This window comes from Daejeonella sp., assembly GCF_017495225.1.
Lineage (GTDB): Bacteria > Bacteroidota > Bacteroidia > Sphingobacteriales > Sphingobacteriaceae > Daejeonella.
The window spans coordinates 1-11,226 of sequence record NZ_JAFEIG010000028.1; the positions used below are offsets into that span (position 1 = coordinate 1).

The 11,226-nt window shown below is 36.7% G+C and carries 5 protein-coding genes; 1 reads left to right on the forward strand and 4 read right to left on the reverse strand.

Annotated elements, in window-relative coordinates; translation table 11 throughout:
• The first annotated feature begins 116 nt into the window (after positions 1-116).
• Positions 117-1,955 carry an alpha-L-fucosidase gene (locus QZ136_RS11155; protein ID WP_291403517.1) on the forward strand — a complete coding sequence of 613 codons (1,839 nt, stop codon included), beginning with the start codon at positions 117-119 and terminating at the stop codon, positions 1,953-1,955.
• A 113-nt stretch (positions 1,956-2,068) separates the two neighbouring features.
• Here the strand turns inward: QZ136_RS11155 and QZ136_RS11160 are convergent, their stop codons facing one another.
• The 4 genes from QZ136_RS11160 to QZ136_RS11175 form a co-directional block, all read right to left on the reverse strand.
• Entirely contained in the window at positions 2,069-3,652 is a 1,584-nt protein-coding gene (locus tag QZ136_RS11160; protein WP_291403519.1) for a SusD/RagB family nutrient-binding outer membrane lipoprotein, read from the reverse strand.
• A 26-nt stretch (positions 3,653-3,678) separates the two neighbouring features.
• Positions 3,679-7,002: a SusC/RagA family TonB-linked outer membrane protein gene (locus QZ136_RS11165; protein ID WP_291403521.1), complete on the reverse strand. Its 3,324-nt coding sequence runs from the start codon at positions 7,000-7,002 to the stop codon at positions 3,679-3,681.
• A gap of 36 nt (positions 7,003-7,038) precedes the next feature.
• A complete protein-coding gene (locus QZ136_RS11170; protein ID WP_291403523.1) occupies positions 7,039-8,259 on the reverse strand; it encodes an ROK family protein in 1,221 nt (406 codons plus the stop codon).
• A gap of 1,146 nt (positions 8,260-9,405) precedes the next feature.
• Complete coding sequence (locus QZ136_RS11175; protein WP_291403525.1) at positions 9,406-11,037, reverse strand: S8 family peptidase; 1,632 nt, start codon at positions 11,035-11,037, stop codon at positions 9,406-9,408.
• Positions 11,038-11,226: the final 189 nt, after the last annotated feature.

Here is an 11,226-nt window from a genome sequence, read left to right on the forward strand (position 1 = left end):
ACAACTCCCAACTGATAACTCCCAACTGACAACTCCCAACTGATAACTGATAACTCCCAACTGATAACTCCCAACTAACAACCAAATCTTTCAAAAAAATTTCCTATAATTAAACTATGAAATTTAATTTAAAACACTTCCTATTAGCAATAGCTTTGCTATGGGTAAGCAACACCAGTGCTCAACTTAAAGCACGCGATTCAAAAATGGATTGGTTTGAAAATGCTCGTCTAGGAATTTTCATACACTGGGGAATATATTCCGTAAATGGTATTCCTGAATCATGGTCTTTTTTCAATAATTATATCAGTTATGAGGATTATATGAAGCAGTTAAGTGGCTTCAATGCCTCTAATTATGATCCTGAACTCTGGGTTAACCTAATAAAGGAGAGTGGTGCTGGATATGCTGTAATTACCTCTAAACACCATGATGGAGTAGCATTATGGGACTCAAAAATGGGAGGTATCAATACAGTAAAAGATAGCAAAGCAGGGAAAGATCTTCTCACACCATTTGTGAAGGCTTTAAAGAAATCAGGATTAAAAACTGGTATTTATTATTCGCTTCCCGATTGGAGCTATCCAGATTATGATGTAATGACTCGTGAGTTTAAAAGGTATGATTTAAAATCTCAGCCTGAGCGTTGGTTGAAATTTCAAAATTACTTTACTGGGCAATTAAAAGAGCTTTCTGAGCAGTATAACCCCGATTTATATTGGTTTGATGGCGATTGGGAGCATAATGCACAAGAATGGAAATCGGAGGAAGTGAGAAAATTACTTCAAAAAAAGAATCCTAATGTGATTATCAATTCCCGATTAAATACTTATGGCGATTATTCTACTCCTGAACAAGGTGTACCAGTTGTACGCCCTAGCGACCCTTATTGGGAACTGTGTTTAACCATGAATGATTCATGGGGCTATGTACAACATGATAAAAATTATAAAACATCTAATCAGGTAATACGCACTTTCATCGACTGTGTAGCTAATGGCGGTAATTTATTATTGGATATCGGCCCGAAACCAGATGGCACCATCCCTGCCGAACAGGTAAAAATCCTTCAAGATCTTGGGGCATGGAATAAAAAGCATGCAGAAGCCCTTTTTGGGACAAGAGCGGGTATATGTGGAGCCAATTATCAAGGAAAATCGACTATAAGTGCTGATGGGAAGACGATTTATGCATTTGTAGAAAATATTCCAACAGCAGAAATAGAGATACGCAACCTAGCTCAACAGCCTAAAAATATTCGTCTTTTAGGCAGCAATGTTGATCTAAAACATAAATATGATGCTTCTACTGGGATAACTTATATCTCAATCAAGAAAAATCAATTAGATCCTGCAGTTTCAGTAATTGCCCTAGAATTTGAAGAAAAAGCGGAGTTTTTAAAGGAATCACCTAAAGTAAATTACAATAATCTACTTAAAAACTTAGCTAAAAACATTGATGCTAGTCCCCTGCCCCTAATTCACGCCCTAGCAAACGATAGCTGGATGGGTGATTTTTCATTTAAAGCTCAATTAGCTCAAATTAAGCCCCAGGCGCCGACTGAGTCTAAAATCCTAGAAGATGTCAATAGCTGGACAAAGAAGCATGCAGAGGCTCTAATAGGCTCTAGCGGACTACCGCAAGGCTATTACGATGGTTTCAGTAGCTTATCTCCCGATAAACAAACGCTGTATTTATTTGTAGATGGTAAACCAAATGGCCCGCTACAGATTAAAGGGATAAAAAACAAAATCAATCGTATCCGTATTGTAGGAAACGGTACATTATTAAGTCATCAAATTCTTAACAAACAATATTGGAGTGAAATCCCAGGCATGCTTTACATTCCTGTTCCAGAAGATCAATTGGATACAAGAATGACTATTATAGCAGTTTTATTGGATAAGCCTTTGAATTTACATCAAGAGGAGATAAAGCCTATAGAGAGTAATTGATTTTTTTTATAAGAACGTAATATACAATAAGGGGTAATATGCTTTACCTTTTATTACAATAAAAAAGGGGCTGCATGTTTCATGCAGCCCCTTTTTATTATTAAGCCTATTGATTAGTTAGCATCCCAGAATAATCTAGTAGTCAAGTTATCTTTAGCTTTCATCGTGTTATAATTTACTGTATTATAAACTGATTCGGTTCCTGAGTATAACCAACGAGCAGGAGGAGTTTTTTGAGTGTTTGTATTATCAATCTCAAAGCTGAAAGTTGGAGCGTCTAATCTTCTGATTTCAGACCAGCTTTCAAGTGGTTGAACAACACTATAGTGAATCCACTTCTGTGCAGCAATTAACTTCAATTTAGCAGCTGGTGTAGTTGCAGCATCCCAATCAACTGTAGCATGTGCTAAATAAGCAGCAATTTCAGTATCATTAGTTGGAGTTAAAGCTGGAGAAGTATTATCATTGGTAAGCGCTCTCAATCCATAGTAAAACTGGATAGACTTGGTAACAGCATTGTTGTAAGCAGTTCTTGCTGCAGTTGCATTACCGCCTCTTAAATGAGCCTCAGCCAATAAGAAATGTACTTCAGGAGCATTAATTAATACACCTGGGAAGAATTGATTTCTACTAAGAGTTGATCTGTTATAAATAGAGATTGTTCCACCTGCAACAAGAGCATCTTGTGCAGAAGAAGAAAGCATTGGATCTAATCCAATATAAGCTCCAGATGCGTTTACTCCTGGTTCAAACATTACTCTCAATCTTGGGTCGCTAGCAGTTTTCATGTGGTCAATCATTGCTTTACCGGCAAGGTTACCATTCCAATCTTCTAATCCAGTTCTAAAGTTTTTAGAGTGAATTTCAGTATTGATGTTAGTTACCTTTAACTGTACGTTATCAGCATTTTCAGTAATGATTGGGTATTTAGCAGGATCGCCAACGATCGCTGCGATTTCAGAGCTTGCTCTTGATGAGAAAGCTGCAACACCAGAAACACGGTTTAAGATTCTTAAGCGGAGCGAGTTGTTATATTTCTTCCACATAGTGATATCACCTTTGTTTACGATGTCTTGAGTTTTGAAACCAGCTAAAATTCCACTAGAAACAGTAAGCGTATTCAATTCATCAGAGAATGCTTTCAAATCATCTAACATTTTAGTGTAGATTGCTTCAGCACCATCGTATTTAGGTAATGATTTATCATAATCACCGCCATTGTCACTTAATTTACCTGCTTCAGAAAATGGAATATCGCCATGTAAATCAACAACCTTTTGGGTATGATCGTACAAGTAGATTTTAGACGTGATCATATAGATCTTTCTGTCGTCTTGATCCGCTTTGCTTAAAGCGTTGTAATTTTTCTCTAAATCACGGAATTGAGCTAAGAAGTTATAGTAATTACTCCAACGGCTATCAATACCAGCATAACCTGGTACGTATTGGCCTGCAGAATTTACCCATCCCACAGCTTGAGTATATCTTGTAACTGTAGTTCTTAGTACTACAAAATAGTTCCAGTAATCAGGTAAAACATACCAACGATTAGCTGATACAAAACCAGCATAGCTCTTTTCTACGGTAGTTTGAGAAATTTTCGCAGGATTTGGATAGCTTTCCGCGAAGTCTGCCTTTTGGCATGAGGCATAACCTAAACTCAGGGTTATTGCCAGTATAAATAATATTTTTTTCATCAATTATAATTTAAAAGATTAATCAATTAAAAGTTCGCTCTTAACATAGCACCAAATGATCTAGTTGAAGGGTTAGTTCCTATGTTAGTAAGAGTTTGTGCCCATCTAGATCCAGCGGTAGTTTGCTCAGCATCCATGTTTTTAAGTGTTCTGTAGAAGTAGAACAAGTTTCTTCCGAATACAGAAGCTTGAATCTTTTTAACACCTAATTTACTTGTAATTTTAGCAGGGATGTTAAAGCCTAAGCTTACCTCTCTGAACTTAATATAGCTATTCTTTTGGATATATAATTCATATCTAGTGTTTGGGCTATATTGTGGTCCACCCCAGTTATAAACAGTCCAGAAATAATCAGCAGATGAAGCGATATAATCACTTTGAGAACCATCAAGCTTTACACCTGGCTGAAGCATACCATCATGATAAACGGTTTCGCCAGCAGGGCCTTGAGCAGCACTTGTAAGTATTCTTTTTCCAGCAGAAGTTTGGTAATAACTTAAACCACCACTTTCTTTATCCATAAATTGAGTACTTTCTTCAAGTAAACCTCTACTGATCATCCAGTTAAGACCAGTTGGCATAACATAACCACCGAAACGGAAATCAACCATTGCATCTAAAGTAATTCCTTTATAGTTAAATGAGTTAAAGAAACCACCAATTGCTTTAGGCATTGCATTTCCGATTTTAGTCCATTTGTTTGCATCAACTTTGTAAAGTCCGTTTGGATCTACAATTGGTTGACCATTTGAATGAGTTGCAACAGGGTGAGCATAAAAATCACCCATTGGTTGACCAACAACTGATCTTAATTGTGCTGCACTACCATCGTAATCTGCGTGAAGCAATTCACTTGATCCATTAGCTAGCTTTTCAACTTTATTTTGGTTTGAAGCAAGGTTAATTCCTGCATCCCATCTAAAGTTTCTTGATTTAATTGGAGTACCAGTTATTGATAATTCAAATCCTGTGTTTCTTAAAGTACCAATATTTGTTAAAATAGATGTAGCACCAGAAGTTGGAGGAATTGTTAATGGTAATATTTGATCTTTAACTTGTGCATTGTAGTAAGACAATTCTACTCCAAAGCGATCTTTGAAGAACTTAGTTTCAAGACCTAATTCGATTTCATTCTTAATTTCCGGTCTGATACCATCATTACCGATATCAGAAGGAAGGTTAGTAATTAATACCGACTGGCTTCCACCTTGGTTACCTAATGAACTTTGGTTATAAGCTACGTTTGCACGGTAAGCATCAGGATAGTTACCCACAATACCCCAAGAAGCTCTAACTTTACCATAACTCATTATTGATGGCATTTTGAATGCATCAGAGAAAATGAAACTTGAGTTTACTGAAGGGTAAACGAAGCTATTAGAGTTAGGGTTCATTGTAGAAGTTCTATCTCTACGAACAGTTCCTTCTAAGTAAAGGTAGTTTTTGTAGTTTGCGTTAACAACTCCTAAAAGAGCGTCCTTAACGATTGAGTATCTAGATGAACCGCTACCAGGTGTACCAACACTAGCTGCTAAGTCAAATAAGTTTTCTGTACTTAAACCGTCGGCAGTACCGCGACTTAATCTTGAACCATTTTCTTTAGTAGCAGTATAACCACCCATAACATTCATTTCAATGTCTTTGGTTACGTTTCTTGTATAAGTTAGTAATGCATCCCCATATAATATTTTATTTTGACTAGAGTTCATTCCGAAATAACCTGAATTGCCAAAAGCTAATGGTCTTTCAGTTGTTTGTTTAATTTCACCTTTCATTGAAGTGAAGTCAGTAGCGAATCTAGTTCTTAACTTTAAATTATTGGTGATTGACCAATTGTTTGTTAAGCTACTGATTACACGATCACTTAATTCAGTGTCATTATGCTCTTTTACTCTCCAAACATAATCAGCGATATCGCCTTTGAAACCATTGTAAAGAATGTTTTCATTTGGAGTAAGACTCTGACCACTTGCACCAGTTACGTAGCGATAACCTTTACTAGTTTTGTATTTGTTTAAATACCAATCTGCGTTATCAAAACGTCCCATCATACCTGTGAAGTTGTTCATTAAACGGTCGATTGAGTATGGACGGTTACCTGTACGTTGATTCACATAGTTTACAGTAATATCAGTTGAAAAACTTTTACCTAATTTGAATGAAGTGTTAAGGTTTGCACTATTTTTTGAGTTTTCTGCACCAAGACTGACACCCTGATTGTCTTGACGAGTTAACGAGAAACGAATGTTTGAATTCTCAGTAGAATTAGAAACAGCTAAGTTTATGTTAGAGTTGTTTGCACTTTGATACAATCCAGCATAATTATCTATTTGTGCTTCGTATGGTCTGATAATTCCATCCCATCCAACTGTGGGCTTACCATCGAATTTTGGTCCGAAGTTAATGCTATAGCCTAGAATACTTCTAGTCTCTTTACTTCCGTTTCCGTCCATATCTACATAAACGAAACCTTCAGCATCTTGACCACCATTACTGATGTTTAGTGGAGCACCTGCACCTCTAACATTCTGGTAATTTGGCAAGTAAGCTACATTGTCTACATTGTAGTTAGCGTTGAAGTCAACTGAAAATCCTTTTCCTGCTGCGTTGCCCTTTTTGGTGGTAATTAAAACTACACCGTTTACTGCTTCAGAACCGTAAAGTGCTGCTGCAGAAGCTCCTTTTAGGATAGAGACGTTCTCAATGTCTTCAGGGTTGATATCCAATAATCCGTTACCACGAATTCTTTGGTCTCCCCAGTAGTCACCATTGTTTACTTCCTCATTACGAATTGGCACACCATCCATTACGATTAATGGTTGGTTTTTACCAGTGATTGAGTTAATACCACGAATAGTGATGTTAACCGCACTAGTTGCACCTCCAGGAGTTGCTCCAATACGTACACCTGGTGCTTTACCATAAAGTGCAGTAGCAAAACTAGGAGAACCCACCTTAGTAAGTTCTGTCGCTTTGATTGTGCTAACGGCATAACCAAGTGATTTTTGTTGTCTAGAGATACCTAAAGAAGTTACTACAACTTCATCAAGGGCTGCAGCATCATCACTTAAAGTTACATTGATTGTGCTTTGAGCGCCTACAGTAACATTTTTAGCGACAAATCCGATAAGGCTAAATTTTAATACGGATTTTGAACTTACGGTCATTTTGTATTCACCGTTAGCGCTTGTAGAAACGCCATTTTTTGTTCCTACCTCCTGAACTGTTACCCCAGGTAGAGGCAGTCCCGCGGAATCTTTAACGACTCCATTAACTGTTTTTCTGTCTTGGGCCGAAACAGCGACGCTGTAGAGTACGACCATCAAGAACAGCATGAGTTTTCTTTTCATAAACTGTTTTGGTTTTTGGTTGAATTTAATTGTTTGTTAATTATTTATTTGTATTAGGGTGTTGCGTGTTTTTGTTTTTGGATGCACCTCATCATAATGTTCCATTACTAATGCTGCAGCTCCATAAAGCTCTGCTAGTGATCCAAGTGTTGATATTTCTGTATTAAGATTTTCAGCTATTTTAGGGATGCAATGCTCATTCAAAGCTTGTTGAATTGGGGTTGTCCAAAGCTTCCCGCCAATTGAGCCCCTCCCACTTAAAATTATGGTTTTGGGATTTAATATATGAACCAAAATGGCAATACCTCTACCGATATTATATCCTGCTTCAGAGATAAGTTCAACTGCAAAAGTATCACCTTGAATTGCAGCATTTAAAATTAACTCGGCAGCCTCTTCTACATTTTCAGGATTTAGATTTTTAAGAATACTTGGTTTACCCTCACTAAGCCCCCTCATTGCCTTTTCTACAACAACCAATAGCGAAGTTTCAGTCTCAAGGCAGCCCATTTTACCACAAGTGCAAATTTTATCATTTGTAAATAGCGGTATATGACTCAGTTCGCCTGCCAAACCATCATTACCTCGGTAAAGCTTTTCATTGAGGATCATACCCAAACCAATACCCCATCCAATATTCACCACCATGACATTTTGTTTGCCTTGGGCAGCACCAATTTTAAATTCGGCCAAAGCTATTAAACTGGAGTCGTTATCGATAGATACAGGAAGCTTCGTGATTTTTTCAAGAATACTCACGATACTTCCCTCTTGTACTTTTAAGAATGAATGGTTTATCCCCTTTTCTGAATCTACAAATCCAGGCATGCCTATCCCAATTCCGGCAATTTTACTTTTTGGTATTCCTGAATCTAAAATAAATTGATTTAAATGCCCAGCTAGCTCATTTATTAATGTTGACTGATTGCTAAGAATAAAGTCTAACTCCCTTACTTCACCTACAAAATTATTTTCCATATTAAGTAAAGAAATACGGGTTGTTAGCTGATCCATTGCCACAGCTACAACGTACATTAAGCCAGGTTTTAGAGAAAATAATTGGGGACAACGACCGCCCGTAGAATGTGCGTATCCTGCAGCAAGGACTGATCCCTCATCAACTAATTCATTTATAGCTTTTGAAGTAATTTGTATATTCTTTTGAGCAATCGCACTTAAATCTGCACTTGAAAGGGTGCCTCCAAAGTACAAGCTCTTTATTAATTTTTTCTTAAATAAATATCTCTTTTCAGACATCTTATTAATCAGAAGTGAATTTCAATTATTTCAATAAATGAAGTTAAGACTTTTAATCAATTTTAATAAACTTTTTATTTTTTTATTAGAAGTCTGGGAATAGTTTCAGGATGAATACAATTGGAAAGCTTATTTCTTGGCTTTATTTGGTGTAGGTGGTTAGTTGGTTAGTTGGTTAGTTGGTTAGTTGGTTAGGCTAACGACATCTGAAATGTCTTTACTCCTGGCTCTTTGCTCCTTGATCCAGTTGGTTAGTTGGTTAGTTGGTTAGACTAGCGACATCTATTACCCTGTGGCTGAGGTTCTCGAAGTCAGAAAGAGGGTGTGTCAGTTATCAGTTATCAGTTATCAGGCTAACGACATCCCTTACCTAGTTGCTGAGGCTCTCGAAACCCGTGCCTGAGGTTCTCCAAGCCATTCCTTCTCCGCAATCACAAAAATCAAATAAATCATAGTTCAGACAGTTTAGGTGGTTAGTTGGTTAGTTGGTTAGTTGGTTAGGCTAACGACATCTGAAATGTCTTTACTCCTGGCTCTTTGCTCCTTGATCCAGTTGGTTAGTTGGTTAGTTGGTTAGACTAGCGACATCTATTACCCTGTGGCTGAGGTTCTCGAAGTCAGAAAGAGGGTGTGTCAGTTATCAGTTATCAGTTATCAGGCTAACGACATCCCTTACCTAGTTGCTGAGGCTCTCGAAACCCGTGCCTGAGGTTCTCCAAGCCATTCCTTCTCCGCAATCACAAAAATCAAATAAATCATAGTTCAGACAGTTTAGGTGGTTAGGTGGTTATGCTAACGACATCTGAAATGTCTTTACTCCTGGCTCTTTGCTCCTTGATCAAGTTGGTTAGGTGGCTAGTTGGTTAGTTGGTTAGTTAATTAGGCTAACGACATCTGAAATGTCTTTACTCCTGGCTCTTTGCTCCTTGATCCATTTGGTTAGATGGTTAGATGGTTAGATGGTTAGACTAGCGACATCCGTTACCCGCTGGCTGAGGCTCTCGAAACCAGGATTACGACATTTAAAATATCTGTGTGCTGGTTAAAGATTCTTTGGTCTTTATTCTTTGCTCCTTATTCTTTGTTCTTTGTTCCTTATTCTTTGTTCTTTATTCCTTGTTCCTTGTTCCTTGCTCCTATTAACAACTATCGACCTTTCAATGTAGCATACCTTTTAGCAGCTAATTGCAAAGCATTATAGGCATTGACTACACCACCAGAAATTGAGATATCACTTAGATAAACCCTTTTATTATCCCCATCTTCATTGATCTTAACTTTTTGCTCCACCTTAGTTACCGAATTCATGATTATGTCTTTTATTTCAAGTGCAGTAAACTTAGGATAATAAGACCAAACTAGGGCTGCTAGACCAGAAACTACAGGCGCTGCCATACTTGTTCCATCGTTTTCTTTATAGGTTGATCTAGGCATTGTTGAATTGATTTTAACTCCTGGCGCGAAAACATCAACAGTTTTAGCACCATAATTAGAAAAACTAGCTACCAAATCCTCGTCATTGGTCCAGCTAGTAGCGCCAACCTCTATCCAAGACTCAGCAGTACCCATTTTAACACCTGTACTATCGGTATAAAATTTACTTGGGAAATTATCTGATTTTTCAATATTTTTTGAATCATTACCAGCTGCGTGTACTAATAAAACGCCCTTTGATACAGCATATTTAACAGCTTCATCTACTACTTTTTTATCCCATGAATAAGCCTTACCAAAACTCATATTTAAAATTTTTGCCCCATTATCTACTGCATAACGAATAGCATTAGCTACATCTTTGTCACGCTCATCACCATCAGGAATAGCACGTATAGCCATAATTCGTACATTATCAGCAACTCCCTTAATACCAATTTCATTATTACGCACTGCGGCAACAATACCAGCAACATGAGTACCATGTTCAGCATCAGGACCGGTAATATCATTATTACCATAAATACGCTCATTGCTATCTGAATAATTATCCCCTACAGAATCCTTTCTTGGATCAAACTCAACATTTAAATGATATTTAACTTGTGTATCATAGTACTTAACTCCTTCTAATAACTCATCATAAAATTCTTTAAAACTTTTGTCCTTAAGCTCTGGTTTAATAAACTTTATAACGCGACTTTGCATGTCATCTGTAGTTTTATAGCTATCTAAATCACTTAAAGAAGGGTTCTCAATGTTCAAACTAGTCTTTATTTGATCTAAATACTTCTTAATCATTGTAGTGTTTTGAAAACCCATTTGTGCCGATTGAAGCTTATCCATATACTCAGTTATTAATTTTTGATATAACTGAAATTCTTTACGCTCTTTTTCATTAAAAGGTGTGGAGTTTAAAGCTGAGGCATATTTAGGATTATACTTATTAATAAGACGAGTTAATTCCATGTTATCATGATGCACATTAGATTTTTTAGAACCTATAAAATTCCAGCCAAAAACATCATCTATATAGCCATTATTATCATCATCAATTCCATTCCCTACAATTTCCTTCACATTAGTCCACATAACACTTTTAAGATCCTCATGCTCCTCATCTATACCACCATCTATAACAGCCACAGTAATAGGGGATGATTTCATCTTCTTTAGCAAATCATTATAAGCTCTTTCCGTGCTTATACCAAATGCACCATCTGCTTTTAAGTCCAGATTAAACCAATTTTCTTTTGGTTTATCATCCTTATTGGATTGAGCAAAAACAAATACTGGAAACAGTAAAAAAATAAAAGTTTGAAGGAATTTATTAAGGCGTTTCATAATTATAAATTAATTAATCCGAATATAACGTATTAAAATAAACTACAGTATTTAAGATACGTAAAATAAAGATAAAATATAAAAAGGAATGAAAAATGGGAGAATATATATTGATAGTATAAAACAGGGTTCAATTTTACATAGAAGATGTTACAAACAAAAAACCCTCATCAGTTTTAGCTGTGAGGG

Coding starts and splice junctions, on each gene's coding strand:
- QZ136_RS11160 (WP_291403519.1), bottom strand. CDS start 3,652: ATGAAAAAAATATTATTTATACTGGCAATAACCCTGAGTTTAGGTTAT.
- QZ136_RS11165 (WP_291403521.1), bottom strand. CDS start 7,002: ATGAAAAGAAAACTCATGCTGTTCTTGATGGTCGTACTCTACAGCGTC.
- QZ136_RS11175 (WP_291403525.1), bottom strand. CDS start 11,037: ATGAAACGCCTTAATAAATTCCTTCAAACTTTTATTTTTTTACTGTTT.
- QZ136_RS11155 (WP_291403517.1), top strand. CDS start 117: ATGAAATTTAATTTAAAACACTTCCTATTAGCAATAGCTTTGCTATGG.
- QZ136_RS11170 (WP_291403523.1), bottom strand. CDS start 8,259: ATGTCTGAAAAGAGATATTTATTTAAGAAAAAATTAATAAAGAGCTTG.